17 protein-coding genes are annotated in these 18,256 nt (G+C 63.8%); 6 read left to right on the forward strand and 11 right to left on the reverse strand.

From position 1 onward, the window contains the following. Nucleotides 1–94: 94 nt before the first annotated feature. From Q1A34_RS06140 to Q1A34_RS06155, 4 genes are read right to left on the reverse strand one after another with little or no spacing between them, the layout of a single operon-like run. Nucleotides 95–1,711 carry a cyclic nucleotide-binding domain-containing thioredoxin-disulfide reductase gene (locus Q1A34_RS06140; protein ID WP_300032055.1) on the reverse strand — a complete coding sequence of 539 codons (1,617 nt, stop codon included), beginning with the start codon at nucleotides 1,709–1,711 and terminating at the stop codon, nucleotides 95–97. 36 nt (nucleotides 1,712–1,747) lie between these two features. Further along, a complete protein-coding gene (locus Q1A34_RS06145; protein WP_300032365.1) occupies nucleotides 1,748–2,746 on the reverse strand; it encodes a YcjF family protein in 999 nt (332 codons plus the stop codon). After that, nucleotides 2,746–3,195, reverse strand: coding sequence for a GNAT family N-acetyltransferase (locus Q1A34_RS06150; RefSeq protein WP_300032057.1), 450 nt, complete (start codon nucleotides 3,193–3,195; stop codon nucleotides 2,746–2,748). Before Q1A34_RS06150 ends, Q1A34_RS06145 begins: the two co-directional genes overlap by 1 nt. Further along, nucleotides 3,192–4,607: a YcjX family protein gene (locus tag Q1A34_RS06155; RefSeq protein WP_300032059.1), complete on the reverse strand. Its 1,416-nt coding sequence runs from the start codon at nucleotides 4,605–4,607 to the stop codon at nucleotides 3,192–3,194. The genes Q1A34_RS06150 and Q1A34_RS06155 overlap by 4 nt, the downstream gene beginning before the upstream one ends. Nucleotides 4,608–4,717: 110 nt before the next feature. Between Q1A34_RS06155 and truA the strand changes: the two genes are divergently transcribed. Continuing rightward, complete coding sequence (gene truA / locus Q1A34_RS06160) at nucleotides 4,718–5,488, forward strand: tRNA pseudouridine(38-40) synthase TruA (RefSeq protein ID WP_300032061.1); 771 nt, start codon at nucleotides 4,718–4,720, stop codon at nucleotides 5,486–5,488. Here truA and Q1A34_RS06165 read toward each other — a convergent pair whose 3' ends face one another. The 5 genes from Q1A34_RS06165 to Q1A34_RS06185 form a co-directional block, all read right to left on the reverse strand. Further along, complete coding sequence (locus tag Q1A34_RS06165) at nucleotides 5,489–5,995, reverse strand: hypothetical protein (RefSeq protein WP_300032063.1); 507 nt, start codon at nucleotides 5,993–5,995, stop codon at nucleotides 5,489–5,491. After that, nucleotides 5,985–7,637, reverse strand: coding sequence for a hypothetical protein (locus Q1A34_RS06170; RefSeq protein ID WP_300032065.1), 1,653 nt, complete (start codon nucleotides 7,635–7,637; stop codon nucleotides 5,985–5,987). The genes Q1A34_RS06165 and Q1A34_RS06170 overlap by 11 nt, the downstream gene beginning before the upstream one ends. Before the next feature lie 511 nt (nucleotides 7,638–8,148). Beyond that, on the reverse strand, nucleotides 8,149–8,856 hold the full coding sequence (locus Q1A34_RS06175) for an anti-sigma factor (protein ID WP_300032067.1): 708 nt from the start codon (nucleotides 8,854–8,856) through the stop codon (nucleotides 8,149–8,151). Next, on the reverse strand, nucleotides 8,853–9,395 hold the full coding sequence (locus Q1A34_RS06180) for a sigma-70 family RNA polymerase sigma factor (RefSeq protein ID WP_300032069.1): 543 nt from the start codon (nucleotides 9,393–9,395) through the stop codon (nucleotides 8,853–8,855). The genes Q1A34_RS06175 and Q1A34_RS06180 overlap by 4 nt, the downstream gene beginning before the upstream one ends. Before the next feature lie 65 nt (nucleotides 9,396–9,460). Then, nucleotides 9,461–10,696 (reverse strand): acyl-CoA dehydrogenase family protein, encoded by a 1,236-nt coding sequence (locus tag Q1A34_RS06185; RefSeq protein ID WP_300032072.1) that lies wholly within the window; start codon nucleotides 10,694–10,696, stop codon nucleotides 9,461–9,463. Nucleotides 10,697–10,792: 96 nt separating this feature from the next. On the opposite strand from Q1A34_RS06185, the gene Q1A34_RS06190 reads away from it, so the two are divergent. The 5 genes from Q1A34_RS06190 (at nucleotide 10,793) to hutG (ending at nucleotide 15,383) form a co-directional block, all read left to right on the forward strand. Next, on the forward strand, nucleotides 10,793–11,812 hold the full coding sequence (locus tag Q1A34_RS06190; protein ID WP_300032074.1) for a phosphotransferase family protein: 1,020 nt from the start codon (nucleotides 10,793–10,795) through the stop codon (nucleotides 11,810–11,812). Nucleotides 11,813–11,816: 4 nt separating this feature from the next. Then, nucleotides 11,817–12,428, forward strand: coding sequence for a 2-hydroxychromene-2-carboxylate isomerase (locus tag Q1A34_RS06195; RefSeq protein ID WP_300032076.1), 612 nt, complete (start codon nucleotides 11,817–11,819; stop codon nucleotides 12,426–12,428). A gap of 70 nt (nucleotides 12,429–12,498) precedes the next feature. After that, nucleotides 12,499–13,692 carry an FAD-binding oxidoreductase gene (locus tag Q1A34_RS06200; RefSeq protein WP_300032078.1) on the forward strand — a complete coding sequence of 398 codons (1,194 nt, stop codon included), beginning with the start codon at nucleotides 12,499–12,501 and terminating at the stop codon, nucleotides 13,690–13,692. Nucleotides 13,693–13,718: 26 nt separating this feature from the next. Continuing rightward, the gene (locus Q1A34_RS06205; RefSeq protein ID WP_300032080.1) at nucleotides 13,719–14,552 is read left to right on the forward strand and encodes an NAD(P)-dependent oxidoreductase; all 834 of its coding nucleotides are present in this window, start codon (nucleotides 13,719–13,721) and stop codon (nucleotides 14,550–14,552) included. Between the two features lie 42 nt (nucleotides 14,553–14,594). Beyond that, nucleotides 14,595–15,383, forward strand: a complete 789-nt coding sequence (hutG, locus tag Q1A34_RS06210) for an N-formylglutamate deformylase (RefSeq protein WP_300032082.1) — start codon at nucleotides 14,595–14,597, stop codon at nucleotides 15,381–15,383. A 36-nt stretch (nucleotides 15,384–15,419) separates the two neighbouring features. On the opposite strand, the gene Q1A34_RS06215 is transcribed toward hutG, so the two are convergent. Beyond that, entirely contained in the window at nucleotides 15,420–16,688 is a 1,269-nt protein-coding gene (locus tag Q1A34_RS06215; RefSeq protein ID WP_300032084.1) for a tetratricopeptide repeat protein, read from the reverse strand. A gap of 52 nt (nucleotides 16,689–16,740) precedes the next feature. Then, entirely contained in the window at nucleotides 16,741–18,120 is a 1,380-nt protein-coding gene (locus Q1A34_RS06220) for an MATE family efflux transporter (protein ID WP_300032086.1), read from the reverse strand. Between the last annotated feature and the right edge of the window lie 136 nt (nucleotides 18,121–18,256).

Here is an 18,256-nt window from a genome sequence, read left to right on the forward strand (position 1 = left end):
GCCTTATACGCAGCCCCCCCCGCGCGGGCAAGGCCCTCTTCTCCGGCTTAAAATATCCCGGGGGAGGTGCGCAGGCACCGGGGGCAGAGCCCCCTCACCCGTTCACATGAGACCAGACAGATGACATCACAACCGAGCCCTCTCCCACCGCGGAGGCGACACGTTTGACCGATCCCGCGCGCACGTCACCCACCGCAAAGACGCCGTGACAGGAGGTTTCATACTGCGAGCGGCCGCCACAGGCCGCACCGGTGCAGACAAAGCCCTGGGCATCCAGCGTGATCAGCCCCGACAGCCAGTCCGTGTTGGGGGCCGCCCCCACCATCACGAAAAGCGAGGATGTGGGCAGGTCCCAGTCCTGCCCCGAGGCGCGGTCGCGGATGGTCACACACTCCAGCCGCGCCTCCCCGTGCAGCTTTGTGACCTCCGTGCGGGTGTGGATCGTGATGCGCGGGTGTGTCTCAAGCCGCTGCAGCAGATAGTCCGACATCGAGCTCGCCAGCCCGGTGCCGCGCACCAGCACATGCACATGCCGTGTGGTACGCGCCAGAAACATTGCCGCCTGGCCTGCAGAGTTGCCCCCGCCGATCACCGCTACCTCGCTGTCGCGGCACCAGCGCGCCTCTGTTTCGGTGGCCGCATAATAGACGCCTGCGTTCTCCAGCTGCTCCAGCCCGTCCAGCGGCATGCGGCGGTACTGAACGCCTGTGGCCACCACCAGTGCCTTGGCAGTAACGTCCTGACCGTCATCCAGCGTGACGTGAAAATACTTCTCTGCGCACTGGCGCAGGGCCTCAACCCGGCGCGGCACGGAAAAACGGGTGCCGAATTTCATGGCCTGGACCTCGCCCCGCCCGACCAGATCGCCCCCCGAAATGCCGGTGGGAAAGCCCATATAGTTCTCGATCCGGCTGGAGGTCCCCGCCTGCCCGCCGATGGCCAGATCTTCCAGCACCAGGGCGCTCAGCCCCTCGGCACCCGCATAGACGGCGGCGGCGACACCTGCCGGGCCGCCCCCGACAATCAGCACATCAAAGGTGCCGGCATCCCCCAGCTTAAGGTCCAGACCCAGCGCCTCTGCCACCGCGCGGGGGGTGGGCGGGTCGATCTTGCGCTCTTTGCCAAAAATCACGCCGGGATGGGCGCGGTCGATGCCGCATTGCGCCGCCAGTGCCCGCGCTTCATCGGAATCGGCGGCGATCTCGCGGTAGGGGATACGGTTACGGGCGGCAAAACCCGCGACCTGGCGGATGTCGCGGCTGATCTCCGGTCCGATCAGGGTCAGCGCGCCGTCGGACTCGCGCAGTGCACGCTGCCTGCGGGCGGCCAGGACCGTGACGATGATATCGCTCATCTCAGGCACGTCAGACATCAGCCGCAGCATCGCATCGCGCGGCACACAAAGGAGCTGACTGTCCACAACGGCCCGCGCACCGGCCAGTGACACCCCGCCGGACAAAAACTGCAGATCACCGAAAAACTGCTCGGGGCCCAGGGTCGCGTTGCCCATGCGTTCCATCGTGCGCGGGTCAACGGCCTCGACCTCTCCGGCCAGCACATAGTGGAAAAGATCCGTCGGCTGACCCGGTTCCTGCACCATCTCGCCTGCCGCGAAATCCACCTCGCGCCCGGCCCGGCGCATTAATGCCACGTGGCTTTTGTCCAGTGGCGTCCGCACCATCGTCGCCAGATCGGCGGCAAAACTCTCCATGGGGTCACTCCCTGCCCGGTGGGCCGGAGCATCTGGTCAGCTTTTCGTTCCGCCAAACAGTCCGCTCAGGCTGCTTCTGATGATATCGCGCACTTTTGGCCGTTTTCCAGTGGCAAAAGGCAATGGGCGGCAGACCTCCATCGCGGCGACACCCACACGCGCCGTCAGCGCACCGTTGACCACGCCCTCGCCAAAGCGGCGCGAGAGCCGCCCCAGCAAAGACCCACCCAGAACACTTTCGAGCATGTCGTCGCCCACGGCTACCGCGCCGGTGGCCACCAGATGCGCCGTCACCGCACGCGCCAGACGCAGGTTGCCCAGCAGACCCGCCCGGCCGCCATAGATCTGCGAAATCTGCCGGATCATGCGCAGATTGGCTGCCAGTGCGGCCACCACATCCGCCAGCGCCAGCGGGACAAGTGCTGTAACCGTTGCGACCTGGCGCGCGGCGGCCTCGACCTGGCGGGTGGCCAGGGCATCCAGCGGGCCAAGCAGTTCTGTCCCGGCAAGGGACAGCAGTGCGGGCGCATCCATCTGGTCCCCCTGCAGACCGGCAAAACGCTCGCGGCCCCAGCGGGTGTCCTCGCGCCCTTTGTAAAGTGCCGTGAGCTGCGCCGCGACAGCCCGCGCGGCTTTGAGATCCTGATCGGCCAGCGCGGTATCCGCCGCCTGCCTGATCCCGTCGATTTTGCGCAGACGTCCGATGGCGGCGATCTCGCGCAGGATGACAAGCAACAGCACAGCCAGAAAGGCGCCCGTCAGACCGGCGAGCCCCCAGCCCAGCACCGCGTTGCGCGCGATCAGCGCGGTCACGACCTCCCATGCAGCCAGCGAGGCAAAGGCCCCGGTCAGCGCTGCGGCAAGCCCCAGAAACCAGCGCCCCAGACGCGAGGGCGGGCGGGCCGCGATCCGGGTGGCGGTCTGCATGGCCTGGCCACGGGGCAGCGTGCCGCCGAGGTCAGGAACCGGCGGCGCATCGGCGACCGAGGGGCCAGCGTCTTCTTCGAGATCAATGAGAACCGGTCCGCGCGCCATCAGCGCCCGTCCCGCGTCCATTCAAACCGGATGTCCGGCAGGCCGGCGTCGTTTGTGCTGCCATCTGTGCGGTCTGTCTGGATAAATCCGCGCAGCCCGTAAAACCGTGTGGCCGATGAATTGGCCTCATAGCTCCACAGGCTGAGCGCGTCGCATTCCGCCTTGGCATTTTCGATCAGCGCGGTGCCCACACCGGCATCCTGGGCGTCGGGCAGCACGTAAAGCGCATGCACATCCGCTTCCCAGCGCGCGATAAAGCCGACAACGCGGCCATCGCGTTTGGCCACACGCACCCAGCCCGCCTCGATCATATCACCGGCATAGCGGATTTCCTCGGCTGCGGAATGCACGCGCGGCAGCCAGGGCATCTGGTCGTTGGTCTTCGACAGGATATTGCCGATGGCGCCTGCGTCGAGCAGCCGTGCGTCTGTGATCGTCAGCTCAGTCATAGCCTATCCCCTAAAAGGAATTGGGCGGCGTGATCAAGCCGGATATGCGGCGGACCACCGGCAGAGCGCAAAGTTAGTGGCTGGGGTGCGAAATTCATCACACGATAGTCCTGATCGAGCCACTTTTCCGCACCTTCCCGGGCAGGCGTTAACAATTGGCCAGGATCTTCTGGCAGCGCGCCGGGGTAGAAAGCGGCCTGTTTGCCGCTCTCCAGCAACCGTCCGCGCACCACGTCCATGGTTTCGCCCTGGTGGGTCAGCGTCTCTTCGGTGGTGGCGCGCAGGGCGGCGATGGCCAGGGCTGACGTTTTTGCACCGGCAAAGGCGGCGCGGTCAGAGGCACCGCGCACCAGTGCTTCCATGATCGCGGTCAGCCGCGCATGCTGGCTGTGGTGCAGATGGTCCGCCTTGGTCGCGGCAAAGAGGATTTTCTCGACCCGGCGGCCCTGAAACAGCCGCGTCAGAAACGCGTTCTGCCCGGGCCGGAACGCCGCCAGGATATCGGCCATCGCACCGCGCATATCCTCCACCGCGCGCGGCCCGCGATGAATGGCCCCCAGCGCGTCCACCAGCACCACCTGGCGGTCGATGCGCGCGAAATGGTCCTGGAAAAACGGGCGCACAACAGATTTTTTATAGGCCTCAAAGCGCCGGGTCATTTCCCGCAGAAGCGAGCCGCGCGGGCCTGCACCCTCGCCCGGCAGCGGCGCAAATGTCAGCACCGGCGAGCCCGCCAGATCCCCCGGCAGCAAAAACCGCCCGGGCGTGCAGTCATAATACCCGGCGTCGCGCGCAGCCGTCAGATAGGCGGTGAACCCGGCGGCCAGCGCCTGGGCCTGCGTCTCTTCCAGCGGGGCGCTGGGATCGGTGGCCGCCACCAGCCCGTGCCAGGCGCGGGCCTCCGCGCGGTCGGCTGTGCGCGCCAGCACCTCTGCCGACCACTGTGCATAGGTTTTGTCCAGCAGGGCCAGATCCAGCAGCCATTCGCCGGGATAGTCCACAATATCAAGGTGAATGGTCTTTGGCCCCTGCAACCCCGACAGCAGCCCCCCCCGGCGCACGCGCAGTGACAGGCGCAACTCTGACACAGCGCGGGTGCTGTCCGGCCAGCGCGGCGTCTGTGCTGTCAGATTGCCCAGATGGCTTTCGTATTCAAAGCGCGGGACGGTATCGTCGGGCTGCGGCTGCAGAAAGGCGGCCTCGATGCGCCCTTCGCTTTCGGCCACCAGATGCGGCATGCGCCCGCGGTCCAGCAGGTTGGCGACCAGCGAGGTGATGAACACCGTCTTGCCCGCCCGGGCAAGGCCTGTCACGCCAATGCGGATCACCGGCTCGAACAGCGTTTCGCTGACCGTGTCCTGCACCGTTTCCACCTGACGCAGCACCGTATCGGCGATTGTGGAAATGACCAAAGTCTGACTGCCCCTGCTTTTTTACTGCCCCCTACATAGGACCGTGACCGCGCGCATGCCAGCCCGCAAAGCCATTTGACGACGCGCACGCGGCGCGCTAGGGCCAGCCTATGCCCCGCTATGCACTGAAAATCGAATATCACGGCGCGCCCTTTGCCGGGTGGCAGCGGCAGAAAGGCCCCGCAACCGTTCAGGAAGCGGTGGAAACCGCGCTGGCGCGGCTGGAGCCCGGCCCCTTTACCATCGCAGCCGCAGGACGCACGGATGCGGGTGTTCATGCGCTGGGACAGGTTGCGCATTGCGATATGGCAGGCACCTGGGAGCCGTTCCGCCTGTCAGAGGCGCTGAATTATCACCTCAAGCCCGCGCCTGTGGCCATTGTGAACTGTGCGCTGGTGGCAGAGGACTGGCACGCACGGTTTTCCGCGCTGGAACGGCAGTATCTTTTCCGCATTCTGACCCGGCGCGCACCCGCAACCCACCAGGAGGGGCTGGTCTGGCAGGTGAAACAGGGGCTCGACATTGATGCGATGCGCGCAGCGGCGGCCCATTTGCTGGGCAAACACGACTTTACCACATTCCGCTCGACCATCTGCCAGGCAGAGAGCCCGGTAAAGACCCTGGACCGGCTGGAAGTTACACAAGTGCAGACCCCGCAGGGCACAGAGGTGCATTTCGACGTGCGGGCGCGGTCTTTCCTGCACAATCAGGTGCGCAGTTTCGTGGGCTCGCTGGAGCGTGTCGGCAGCGGATCATGGACGCCCGGGGATATGGCAGAGGCCCTGGCAGCCCGGGACCGGGCCGCCTGTGGGCCGGTCTGCCCGCCGCAGGGGCTTTATCTGCGGCACGTGACATACCCGCAGGATCCTTTCGCGGGCTGATCAGTCGTTATCCGTCAGGCCCGCGCCCGCGCCCGCCGCGCGGGAGGCTTCGGTTTCGGGCACAAAGGTGCGCGCGGCAAGCTCTGTCATTTTCTCCACCAGTGCCTGAGCACCCGCGATGCGCCGCGGCGGGATGCGCGGTGACGGCTGCGACAGGTCCACGTCAATCTGCCAGGTATCCGGGCCCTGCGCCCTGGCGCGCGAGGCAAAGGGCAAGACCGCGACATAGCTGTGCACCAGGTTCCCGGGTGCATCGCTGGTGATCACGGTACTGTCACCGGCCATCACCTCATCAAGAGCGGCAGGCAGATGGATCACCGGCCCCCCAGGCAGAGCATCAAGGGCCCGGTCCAGATCATCAGGGCGGTGTCCGGCCATCAGATGATGCGCTGCGGCCCGACCGAACCGGGCGGCCTGGCCCGCAGGCGCGCCGGCGCCGCGCGCGGCCTTGCCCGCCAGCGCCAGGATCTCCGCCGCTGACCAGCTCACCCCGGGCTCACCGGTCATAGACCGGCAGCCACCAGTCGTCCGCCCCGGGGCCCAGTTCATCCGCCAGCGGCGCGCCCTGACAGAGCGTGATACGGGTCCACCGGTCGGACTTGGGGTCGAACTTGGAGGCCCCGAAAAACGACAGTTTGCAGCGCAGCATATCGATGGGCAGGCAGCTTTGCGCAATCAGATTGTCGCGGATCTCGGCATAGGGATAACGTGCGCAGAGCGCCACACGCTCAACCGCCAGCGCATGTTCCGGAAAACGCGCCAGAAACTTTGAAACGGGTTCATCCACTGCATCAATATCGCACCACAATGCATTGATACGGCGGGCTATATCCAGCGGGCTCTCCAGGTCAGACCCCGGCTCGTCAAACCGCAGACCAAGGCGGGGTTCCTGCTTGGCCGCACTCACATACCAGAACTGGCCACAGTGATCGCGCGCGTCGTAATCCACGTCCAGCGCCCAGCCACAGGAGGCCTGGATCACATCGCGCAGCTGTGCCGTTCCGGCAGGTGGCAGCGCCAGGGAACCGAAGGGATCGCTCATGCAATCGGTCAGCCCATCCACCAGCGCGCCAAAGGGTTCGATCACCAGTGCCACCATCAGCTCCTGCAGATCCGCGGAGCCCTCCTGGCACAGGTCCATCAGCGCATCGGCAGGGCCTTCCGCCTGCTGCGCTGTGCTCTGAATGGCGGGTTCCAGACGCGCCCAGTCGGCCCGCAGCGCATCAATGCGCGCCTGGTGATCCGGGTCAGGGACCTGCCACTGCGCCAGATGCCGGGCCGCGCGGCCCGCCAGTGCGCAGAGCCTGTCGCGTATCGCCGCCTCTGGGTCCGCCACAGCGCGGACCCGCGCCAGCGCGGTTTCACGTACCAGCATCCAGTTGTTCAGCAGCACCGGATGCGTCACCAGAAAGGGGGCCATCCCCAGACCTGTGGAATTGCCGATCCCCAGATACCGTCGCAGGTGCCTGTCCAAAGGTGCACCGCCCAGATGTTCAACCAGATCATGGGTGAACTGCCGGATCATCCAGACCGTCAGCATTTCCGCCATAAAGGGGCCATCAAGCCCGGGCCGCCCATCATAGAGCGCGCGGTCCGCGATGCCGAATTTACCGTTGCCATAGACAGCCGTCGTGCGCATCAGATACCCGGTCTGGCGCACCATATCCTCGTCCGGCTGGCGGCCTGCGCGCAGGCTGTCGACCACATGCGCAAACAAACGAACGGATTTGTTGGCCCGGCTCAGCACCAGGTCGCGTTCACAAAAGCGCGCCGCCTCCTGTTTGGGCGCACTGGCGCAGATCCGGGCGATTTCGGCTGCATCCGGCACCCCGTCATAGAGCACATAGGCCGTGTCCCATGCGGTGGCGATCACGCGGTCTGTGCGCGCATCGGGTGGCAGATCGCTGGAAACGGCCACCAGCGAATAGCTGTGGCCCCCCAGATCAATGGAATAGACCGCATGGCCAAAGCCCTGCGCGCAGATATTCCAGACGGGCCGCGTCAGTCGGGCCTGCTCGGAGGCGAGCCGCCGGATCAGCGTGCGCAGAAAGGAAAGCCGCGTGGGAAACATCGACCCCATACGCCTGAGCCGCATCACCTCGGATGGCGGACGCAGCGGGACCTGGGGGATATCAGCCATATCCTTCATGCCGCACCAGCGCTTTCGGCGGCCTCTGCTGCCATGGCGCAACGGCTACCCTGACAGGTGGTGCCGGCACGCGTGCCGCACAGACCATCCGCCTGCATCCGGACGAAGAACTCCGGCGAACAACGGGCGTGGTACAGGGGTTTTTCCGAAACGGCGCGCATGCGCAGGAGAGTGCGGCCAATATCGTGCAGGCTCAATTGACAAAACGTCACATCAATAAAAAATCAGGCGCTTTTTACGCTGTGCGCCAGGCATTATACGCCCTGCGCCATGTACAGATCGGACAATTACGGCCCTGACGTTCACAGATGTTCTGAATGAATTACATATTCGCGATCTTTTGCGCGAAAAAAGGGGCCGGACGGACCAGAACCCACTCTCTGACCCGCCCGGTGACTTACACGGTACTTACTCGTTACTCCGGGCCGCAGACTCCCCTGCTGTGCCCGGTATGTCCAAGCCACGGCGACCCGTGCGAAAGAGTTTCAGACTGTCAGAATTTTTTTCACGCTCAGAGCGCAGACACCGCCATCGCGGCCAGCACGTCGCCTGTCGGGGCACCCGTGGGCGACCCGCCGGGCGGCTCGTCAGACAGCGCCAGCGTCAGCGCAGGGGCCTGCAGCGCCAGCGCATCGGGGATCTGCACCCAGACCTGCAGGCTGTCGGGCAAGACACCCAGCGACACAGGTGCCTCGCCTTCCGGAATGGCCCAGAGCTCCAGCACACGGCCGTCACGCGCGCCACCGGCTGTGCGGCTGATCATGATGCCGCCACGCGACGGGTCATAAACCGCCAGAACGGTCAGCCCCTCATCGGCATTGTCCAGCTGTGCCGCAAAGGACGGCACCGTCGGGCCCACATCGACCGTCAGGTCATTCAGGCTGATCCAGACCGCGCCGGCCAGGGCAGCAAAGCTGATCAGCTGCCAGGTCCCGGCCCGCTGCAACAGGGGCCGGCGTTCCACACCAAAGAGGCGTTTGTTCAGCTTTTTCTTGGCCCGCCGGGGCGGTTTGGCCGGCCTGATGTCCTCGGCCAGAACCCCCAGGCGCTCCTGCCACATGGTAACCGCCGTGGCAAATTCGGGCTCGCGGCGCAGACGTTCCAGCACAGCGCCGGTTTCCTCCACCGGGGTCAGGCCCAGCGCATATTCCGCCGCCAGTGACTGCATGTCGTCCTCGGGGGGCGTGCCGTCTTCGGGGCTCAGGGGTGTCTGTGTCATGCGGACATACACTCCCGCAGCGCCATCAGACCCCGGCGCAGCCAGGTGCGCATGGTGTTCAGCGGCACGTCAAAGCGGTCGGCCAGCTCGGCATAGCTTTGCCCGTCGATATAGGCGCCGCGCACGGCCTCGCCCTTGTTCTCGTCCAGCCCGTCCAGGCATTTCACCAGTTTCTTCGCCTCAGAGGCCGCAATCGCCGCCTGCTCGGGCGACGGGCCCGGCGCGATCAGAACGGTTTCCACCGCGTCCACGTCAACATGGCCTGACCGGCGCGCGCGCAGACGGTCAATCGCCGTATTCCGGGCGATCGTGATCAGCCAGGTCATCGGGCTGAGACCATTTACCTTGTAGCGGTCGGCGTTGTTCCAGATCTTCACGAAAGCGTCCTGCATGGCGTCCTCTGCCGCCCCCCTGTCATTCAGGACACGCAGACAGACGGCAAAAAGTTTCCCCGACGTGGCGTCATACAGGGCATTAAATGCAGTACGGTCCCGCAAAGCGGTCCTGGCGATCAGCTTTTCGATCTTTTTGCGCGTCATTCAGTGCTCTCCGGACAGAGCGCATTTAGAGGAGCCCGTGCGGTGAAGTCAAACATCGCTGCGGGCTAAATCTTTTCCTGCGTGTATTTGCGCAACTCTGCCCGCGCGACCTGCCGCCGGTGCACCGCATCCGGACCATCGGCAAAACGCAGCGCACGCTGCCAGGTCCAGGCCATGGCCAGCGGGGTGTCCTGGCTGATCCCCTGCCCGCCGTGCATCTGCATGGCCTCATCAATGACCTTCAGCGCCATTCGCGGCGCCACAACTTTGATCTGGCTGATCCAGGGCGCTGCCGCCCGCGCGTCCCCCTGATCCATCATCCACGCCGCTTTCAGGCAGAGCATCCGCGCCATCTCTATCTCCATGCGCGCTTCGGCGATGATGTCGAAATTTGCCCCCAGATGCACCAGCGGCTTGCCAAAGGCCTCTTTCTGAAGCGAGCGTCTGCACATCAGCTCCAGCGCCGCCTCGGCCTGCCCGACCGAGCGCATACAGTGGTGAATACGCCCCGGCCCCAGCCGGCCCTGCGCGATCTCAAACCCGCGCCCCTCGCCCAGCAACATGTTTTCCGCCGGCACCCGCACATCTGCAAACCGGATATGCATATGCCCGTGGGGCGCATCATCATGGCCAAACACCATCATCGGGCGCAAAATCTCGATCCCGGGCGTGTTTGCATCCACAACGATCATCGAATGCCGCTGATGCTTTGGCGCGTCATCATCGCCTGTGCGCACCATGACGATATAGACCGCACAGCGCGGATCTCCCGCTCCGCTGGCCCAGTACTTTTCACCCTTCAATAAATACTCATCTTCCTGCCGAACGCAGGACATCGAGATATTCGTCGCATCCGAAGAGGCCACCTCCGGCTCCGTCATCAGATAGGCCGACCGGATCTCCCCCTCCAGCAGCCGCGCGAGCCAGCGTTCTTTCATCGCAGGCGTGCCATAGCGCTCAAAAACTTCCATATTGCCGGTATCCGGTGCTGAACAGTTGAACACCTCTGCGGCCAGGGGCGTTTTGCCCATCTCTTCGGCAAAATAGGCGTATTCCACCGTGCTCAGCCCGAACCCACGCTCCGAATCCGTGAGCCAGAAATTCCACAGGCCCGCAGCCTTTGCCCTGGCCTTCAGCCCTTCCAGGATCTCGGCCTGACGGTCGGTATAGGCCCAGCGGTCGCCCTTGCCGACTTCCGCGTGGTATTCCACCTCCATCGGCATCACCTCGTCGCGGATCATCTCTGCCACACGCGCCAGCAAGGCACGGTTTTCCGGCCGCATTCCAAAATTCATATCCACTGCAAATCCTTTCACGCGCGTGATGGGGGCTTTCCCCGCGCCGCCAGACTTGCTTAGATCACGGGGACTTGTCCATGGGCCACACAGGAAAACACGATGCACAGTTTTGACCGGTCCGATCTGGAACGCAGCCTGCAGCGGCATGTTGCAGGCTTTTCCACGCTGGATGACATCACGAAGTTTTCCGACGGGCAGTCCAACCCGACATACCGCATCCTCAGCGGCGGCGAGGCCTATGTGCTGCGCGCAAAACCCCCCGGCACCCTGCTGAAATCGGCCCATGCAGTGGATCGCGAATACCGCGTGATGCAGGCGCTGACGACGACCGGTGTGCCGGTGCCGCAGGTGTTTTATCTGTCCGGGGACGACACCCCGATGGGCACCCAATTCATGGTGATGGAGCTGGTCGAGGGACGGATTTTCTGGGATCCGGCCCTGCCCGATCAGGAACGCGGCGCGCGCCGTCGCATCTATGACGCGATGAACAGCACGCTCGCCCGCCTGCACCGGGTCGATCCCGGCGCCATCGGGCTGGAAGACTATGGCAGACCAGGCAACTATTTCGAACGCCAGGTCGCCCGCTGGTCCCGGCAGTACCGCGACAGCGCCACCGATCCGCTGGCGGATGCTGACTGGCTGATGGACTGGCTGCAGGCCCATATGGTTGCGGATGACGGCGAGAGCAGCATCGTGCACGGTGACTACCGGATCGATAACATCATCTTTCATCCCGACCGCGAAGAGATCGCCGCCGTGCTCGACTGGGAGCTCAGCACCCTGGGGCATCCGCTGGCCGATCTGGCCTATCAGTGTATGCACTGGCGCCTGCCATACGAGGGCGATTTTCGCGGACTGGGCGGGGTGGACCGGCACGCCGCCGGCCTGCCGGACGAGGACGAATATGTCGAACGCTACTGCGACAGGCGCGGTATCGACCGGCCGGATAACTGGGAATTCTACGTGGTCTTTTCCTACTTCCGCCTGCTCGCAATCCTCCAGGGGGTGTACCGGCGCGGACTGGACGGGAATGCCTCCAACCCCGGCGACAGCACCCGCTGGCGCCCGATCATTGCAATGATGGCCCGCGACGCACGCGCGCTGGCCCAAAAGGTTTAGCACCATGAAAACGATTGATTATTTCTACAGCTGCCATTCGGTTTTTGCCTATTTCGGTGCCTGGCGGCTCGAAGAGATCGCCGCCGAAAAACAGGCCCGTGTCGTCCACCGTCCCTTTGATCTCGATCCGGTGATGCAGGCCGCGGGCAGCCCGCCTTTCGCCGCGCGCAGCAAAGCCCACCGCGCTTACTTTTTTGGCCGCGAGATTGCCCGCTGGGCCGAATACCGCGATCTGCCGATCACCGGGCGCAGGCCGACACATCATGATAATCCGCTGGCCCCGGGCAACGGGATCATCATCGCCGCCCAGCAGGACGGGCTCGATGCCGGGGCGCTGTCGCGCGCCATCCTTCAGGCGCACTGGCGCGATGATGCGGATATGGCCGACCCGGCCACGCTGACCGCGCTCGCGGACGGGCTGGGCATGGATGGTGCCGCCCTGATGGCGCGCGCCCTGTCGGACAGCGTTCAGGCCGAGCACCATGAGAACACCGCCGCCGCTGCCGCCGCCGGGGTTTTCGGGTCTCCGACGTATTTTGTGGAGGGTGACATGTTCTATGGTCAGGACCGGCTTGAGCTTGTGGCGCGTGCCCTCGACACCCCTTTTGCCAGGTGACAGCGCACAAGGCTTGACCTGCCCGCAAATCGGGTGTTCCTGAAACGCGGATGCGCGGGGGAGCCAGTAGATGTCAGCACAGCACACATCCTATGACGTGGTGATCGTCGGGGGCGCAATCTATGGCTCCTCGGTTGCCTGGTGGCTCAGTCAGATGTCCGGTTTCGACGGGCGTATCCTCGTGGTCGAGCGCGATCCGACCTATGAATTTGCCGCCACCAGCCACACCAACAGCTGCATCCGCCAGCAGTTTTCCAATCCCGTCAATATCGCCATTTCGCAGTTCGGCGCGGAATTTATCCGCGGCTTTCAGGATTTCATGGGCAATGACCCGGACGTGCCGAAACTTGCAATGCACTGTTTTGGCTATCTTTATCTGGCCGACACAGAGGAATTCGCAAAAACCCTGCAGGACAGCCAGCAGATCCAGCAATCGCTCGGCGCGGCCACCAGGTTTATGACACGCGACGAGATTGCGGCGGCCTATCCCTTCTACAATCTGGAAGGCATCACAGGCGCCAACCACAATCTGGTCAACGAGGGCTATTTCGACGGCGGCACCATGTTTGACTGGTTCCGCCGCATGGCCCGCAGGAACGGTGTGGAATACATCCAGGACGAGGTCGTCGCGATGAACCGCCAGGGCAGCCGTGTCCGCAGTGTGGTGCTGAAATCCGGGGGCGAGATTTCCTGCGGTACGCTCGTCAATGCCACTGGCACACGCGGGGCAGCTTCAGCCCGGATGGCCGGGCTGGACATCCCCGTGGAGGCGCGCAGACGCTACACCTATATCTTTGATGCGGCCGAGCCGCTGGGCCAGGATCTGCCGCTGACGATTGACCCTTCGGGTGTGCATTTCCGCACGGACGGTCGGTACTATATGGCGGGCGGTCACGCAGATGAGGACCCCGCCGTTGATCCCGATGATTTCGACGCAGATCACAGCCTGTGGGAAGAGAAGTTCTGGCCCATCATTGCCACCCGTGTTCCCGCCTTTGAACGCGTGCGCGTGATTAACATGTGGGTAGGCCACTATGACTACAACACCTTTGACCAGAACGCCATTGTCGGCCCGCACCCGGAGGTCGATAACTTTATGTTCCTGAACGGTTTTTCCGGTCACGGGCTGCAGCAGTCGCCCGCACTCGGACGCGGGCTGGCAGAGATCATCACAACAGGGGAATACAGATCAATCGATCTGAGCGCTTTCAGCGTCAACCGTGTGTTGCAGGGGGAGAAGTTCCCCGAAAAAGCCGTTATCTGAGACACAGAATACAACAGGAGTTGGTCATGAAAATCGTTCTTACAGGTGCCGCAGGCCGGCTCGGGTCCTATCTGCGCGGACCATTATCGCAAATGTGCGACAGTCTGGTCAGCACGGATATCGCGGACGACATCGGCGCGCTGAACCCGGGCGAGACCTATGTAAAGGCGGATCTGGCCTCCTATGATCAGGTCGCCGCCGTTGTAGAAGGTGCGGATATGATCGTGCATTTCGGCGCGATCGTGGACGAAAAACCCTTTGAGGAGCTGCTGGGCCCGAACTTTGTAGGTTCCTACAATATCTGGGAGGCCGGGTACAAAACCGGGGTACGCCGCATCGTCTATGCCTCCTCGATCCATGCGGTGGGCATGTATCCCAAGGCGGAATGCGTCGATACAGAGGTCCCGCACCGCCCGGATACTTTCTATGGGCTGGCCAAATGCTTTACCGAGGATCTGGGCCGCATGTACTGGGACAAACGCGGGCTGGAATCAGTGCATCTGCGCATTCTCAGCTGTACTGCCGTGGGCAATGCCCGCGCGCTGGGGTCCTGGCTGAGCTATGATGACCTGATACAGCTTGTCACCCGGGCCATAGACACGCCCAGCACGGGGTTTGCCATCATCTACGGGGTCTCCGACAACGACAGACGGCCCGTAGACAATGCAAAGGCCGCCTTTCTGGGGTACAGGCCAAAGGACAACGCAGAACAGTTCGCCGCCGAGATCCTCGCCAAAGAGCCGCCCGTCGATACCACGGACCCCGGCCAGATGTGCCATGGCGGGCCTTTTGCAAAATTTGACCTTGGCCAGAGCGCCCTGGCTGTGATGAATATAGACACCACCAAAAAAGAGGGCTGAGCCGCCGCCCTCTGACACCGCGCCGGAACAAAGGACACCGCCATGCCGGTCGAGATGATATCAGGAGACAGCCCGCTGATTATGTGCCTGCCACATACCGGCACGGATATTCCGCCTCTCTACTGGAAGCGGCTGAACGACAACGGGCAGATGCTGCGTGATACCGACTGGCATCTGGACCGGCTCTGCAAAGGGCTGGCGCCCCAGGCCACTGTCGTGCGTGCGCGGTTCAGCCGGTATCTGTCGGACGTCAACCGCGATCCGGACGGTCAGCCGCCGTATCCTGATAAGCTCAACAGTAACCTGATACCCTACGCGGATCAGGACGGCGTTCCGATCTGGGACACACCGCCCATGCTGCGCGAAATCAGCGCATTGCGGGCGGCCTTTTTCGTTCCTTACCACGCGGCATTGCAGGGACAGATCGCGCGGGTCCAGTCCCGTTTCGGACATGCAGTGATCTGCGACTGCCACTCGGTCCGGTCCAGAATTCCCCACCGCTCTGACGGGCAGATGCCCGATCTGAACATAGGCACCAGGGGGGGCACCGCCTGCGATCAGCGCCTGTCTGCGCGGGTCGCTGCGATCTGCCAAACGACGTCACAATACACCACCGCCTTTGATGGCCGTTTCCAGGGTGAGTGGGTCACTCGGCGCTACGGCAGGCCTGCGCGCGGCGTACATCTGATCCAGATCGAAATCGCACAGGATAACTATCTGGCAGAGGAGGCCGAGCCCTGGGAGTACGACGAGGTAAAGGCCGAGCCTCTGCGGGAAGTGCTGCGCTCCGTGCTGAATGAGATGTCGGACTGGTATCCGGATAAATACTGAAAACAGCATTTTACACGCAATAGTTGAAGTATCACCTTAAGTCGGAACGTGCGCCGCCAGGATCGGGCGACGCAGGGCTGCGATGTCGCGCGCTTCGCGTGCGCGGCCCTCATGGACCAGCGTGTTCAGCAGGCTCTGCTCCACCATATCGCGCTGTGCACGGCTGCCACCGATGCGCGCCAGATCCCCCATCGCTCGGGTCAGCGCCGCAGAAGCAGCCGCCCAGTCGCGCGCGGCAATCGCGCGGAAGCCCTTTGCCAGATCCGGCACCAGATCTGCCGCCGGGCCCGCCGGGTGGTCGATGATCTGCTCCAGCGCCTCACTGTCACCGGCCATGGCATGGGACAGGGCTGCATGCACATCAACAAAGGCATTGCCCGTTGCAGGAAAGGCGCGTTTGGCAAAGGCACTCACACTTTGCCACCGCGCCTGATCAACCGGCACACCGGCCATAGTGGCGCGGTGCAGGATCGAGGCCGTATCGGTCAGCACATTGATCGCCGGGCTGATGGTGCCACTGTCAGGCGATACGGCGGCATCGACCCGCGCCCACATGGCCTCGGTGTCGCCCTGCTCCAGATACCAGAGCGCGGCATGCCAGTAGAGATGCGCATACATCAGCCCGTCACGCGGGTAATCCTCCAGCCATGTGCTGAGACAGGACAGCCCCGCCTCTGACGCCCCGGCCTCATACCAGATATGACTGCGCACATGGACCCCGTGCGCATTCGCGGGATTGGCCGCCAGTGCACGGTCGATCACCTGATCCGCCTTTTCCACGTTGCCCGTTTCACACAGGGCAAAGGCGTACTGGCTCTGCAGCCACCAGTCGTCGCCGTAGTGCGGCAGGAGCGCTGCGTTGAAGGCCAGGATTTCCGCCTCGCGCCCCGGTTTGCCGGAAAACCCGATCAGTCCAAAGACCGACGAACAGGTCTGGGCCACCAGCGCGTCGCGCGGCCACTGATCCACATGCGCCCGGATTGCCGCATAGGCCGCAGGGCCCTGGCCGGTGATCAGCAGGGTAAAGGCATTGATATGGCTGGCCTCGCGCGCAGAGACGCCCGCCGTCAGCGTGCCTGCCCGGGTAACAGCGGCCAGTGCCTCGTCCCCCTGGCCGAAAAAATGGTGCGCCCGCGCCAGACCCACCCAGCCCAGCGCAAACCCCGGATCTGCCTGCGTCACACGCTCAAAGGCCGCCGCCATACCCGACTGACCGGCCAGCATCACATCCATGGCCGCGGAATAGGCATCTGCTGCCGCCTGCGAGGCGGTGGTTATCCCATTGTCATATCTGTCTTTCAGCATGGATGCGCCCTCCTGTCCCGGGGCCGCAGCCTGCGGGCGCGCTGCCATCGGGTCAAGCAGATTGTGCGGTATCCGCGGCCTCTTTCAGCCCGCGCAGCGTGACGCGCCAGAACCGGACAGACAGCAATACGGCTGCCATGCCCAGCCCCACAACAAGGCCCAGCCAGACGCCGATGCCTTCCATCCCGAGCACGAACCCAAAGAGGTACGAACAGGGAATGCCCAGAACCCAGTAGCTGACAGCCGCATAGATCATGGGGACGCGCGTGTCCTGCACCCCGCGCAGCAGCCCCAGTGCAATGACCTGTGCACCATCGACCAGTTGAAAGAGCGCCGCCATGATCAAAAGGCCGGTACCGATGAGCAGAATGGCATCGCGCTGCGGCTCGTCGCGCTGCATGAAAAGCGACACAAGGGGTTCAGGAAAGAGCACAAAAAGGGCGATTGTCATTGCCGCCATGACCAGTGACAGGAGCGTCACGGTGATTGCCCCGCGCTCCATATGCCAGGGGTCGCGGCGCCCCAGCGCGTTGCCCGCCCGGATGGTGGCCACATTGCTCAGCCCCACATGCAGCATAAAGGTGACAGCCGAAAGCTGAACTGCGATGCCATGTGCGGCCAGCGGCACCGTGCCCAGCCAGCCCATCATCGTGGCCGATGCCGCAAAAAGCCCTGTTTCCGACAGGCTGGTCAGGCCGATCGGCATGCCCAGCCGGAAAACCCGCACCAGCATCTGCGGGTCCGGCTTCCACAGGCGCTGAAACAGCGCGTGTTGTGGCAGCACAAGGCAGACGTATGCAACCACACCCACCAGCGACACCAGATGGCTGATGACAGAGGCAATGGCCGCCCCCGCGATCCCCAGTTCCGGCGCACCCCAGTTGCCGAAAATCAGCGCATAATTCGCCAGCCCGTTGGACACCGCACTGATCACTGTGATCCACAGCACGACCTGGGTGCGTTCCAGGGCTGCCAGATAGGATTTCAGCACCATGACCAGCAGCGCCGGAAAGATCCCCCAGGCCGCAATGCTGAGGTAAGCGCCACCGTCTCTGGCCACCCCCGCCTCCTGGCCCAGCAGAAGCAGCAGCGGCTCTGACCGGATCATCAGCGGCAGCGCCAGTAATGCAAAACCAATGCTCAGCCAAAGCCCCATGCGGGTGGCACGGCGCAGACCGATCTCGTCTTCTTCGGCCGCAAAGGAGGCCACAAGCGGCATCACCGCCCAGGCAAACCCCGACCCGAATATGAAAAGCGTGAAAAAGAGCGTGGAGCCGATGGTCACTGCGGCCAGCGCCTCGACGCCGTACCAGCCCAGCATCACAGTATCGGTCACACCAATGGCCATCTGCGCCATATGCCCGCCAATGAGCGGCAGCCCAAGGCGCAATACCGCGCGGCAGTGATCAGGATATGACATTGCGATGGCCATGCCCTGCCATACGCCTGTGCACGCACAAGGGAAAGAGCCTGCGCACCTGGTTCAGAGTTTCCCGCCGGTCAATCCGGCCCGGCGGGAGGGGCAGAAACTGCAAAATATCCCGCCCTGGGAAGGATTTCCCGGTTTT

The sequence above is a fragment of the uncultured Roseobacter sp. genome (assembly GCF_947491795.1).
Classification (GTDB): domain Bacteria; phylum Pseudomonadota; class Alphaproteobacteria; order Rhodobacterales; family Rhodobacteraceae; genus Roseobacter.

Coding starts and splice junctions, on each gene's coding strand:
- Q1A34_RS06140 (WP_300032055.1), bottom strand. CDS start 1,711: ATGGAGAGTTTTGCCGCCGATCTGGCGACGATGGTGCGGACGCCACTG.
- Q1A34_RS06145 (WP_300032365.1), bottom strand. CDS start 2,746: ATGGCGCGCGGACCGGTTCTCATTGATCTCGAAGAAGACGCTGGCCCC.
- Q1A34_RS06150 (WP_300032057.1), bottom strand. CDS start 3,195: ATGACTGAGCTGACGATCACAGACGCACGGCTGCTCGACGCAGGCGCC.
- truA (WP_300032061.1), top strand. CDS start 4,718: ATGCCCCGCTATGCACTGAAAATCGAATATCACGGCGCGCCCTTTGCC.
- Q1A34_RS06165 (WP_300032063.1), bottom strand. CDS start 5,995: ATGACCGGTGAGCCCGGGGTGAGCTGGTCAGCGGCGGAGATCCTGGCG.
- Q1A34_RS06170 (WP_300032065.1), bottom strand. CDS start 7,637: ATGAAGGATATGGCTGATATCCCCCAGGTCCCGCTGCGTCCGCCATCC.
- Q1A34_RS06175 (WP_300032067.1), bottom strand. CDS start 8,856: ATGACACAGACACCCCTGAGCCCCGAAGACGGCACGCCCCCCGAGGAC.
- Q1A34_RS06180 (WP_300032069.1), bottom strand. CDS start 9,395: ATGACGCGCAAAAAGATCGAAAAGCTGATCGCCAGGACCGCTTTGCGG.
- Q1A34_RS06190 (WP_300032074.1), top strand. CDS start 10,793: ATGCACAGTTTTGACCGGTCCGATCTGGAACGCAGCCTGCAGCGGCAT.
- Q1A34_RS06195 (WP_300032076.1), top strand. CDS start 11,817: ATGAAAACGATTGATTATTTCTACAGCTGCCATTCGGTTTTTGCCTAT.
- Q1A34_RS06200 (WP_300032078.1), top strand. CDS start 12,499: ATGTCAGCACAGCACACATCCTATGACGTGGTGATCGTCGGGGGCGCA.
- Q1A34_RS06205 (WP_300032080.1), top strand. CDS start 13,719: ATGAAAATCGTTCTTACAGGTGCCGCAGGCCGGCTCGGGTCCTATCTG.
- hutG (WP_300032082.1), top strand. CDS start 14,595: ATGCCGGTCGAGATGATATCAGGAGACAGCCCGCTGATTATGTGCCTG.
- Q1A34_RS06215 (WP_300032084.1), bottom strand. CDS start 16,688: ATGCTGAAAGACAGATATGACAATGGGATAACCACCGCCTCGCAGGCG.
- Q1A34_RS06220 (WP_300032086.1), bottom strand. CDS start 18,120: ATGGCCATCGCAATGTCATATCCTGATCACTGCCGCGCGGTATTGCGC.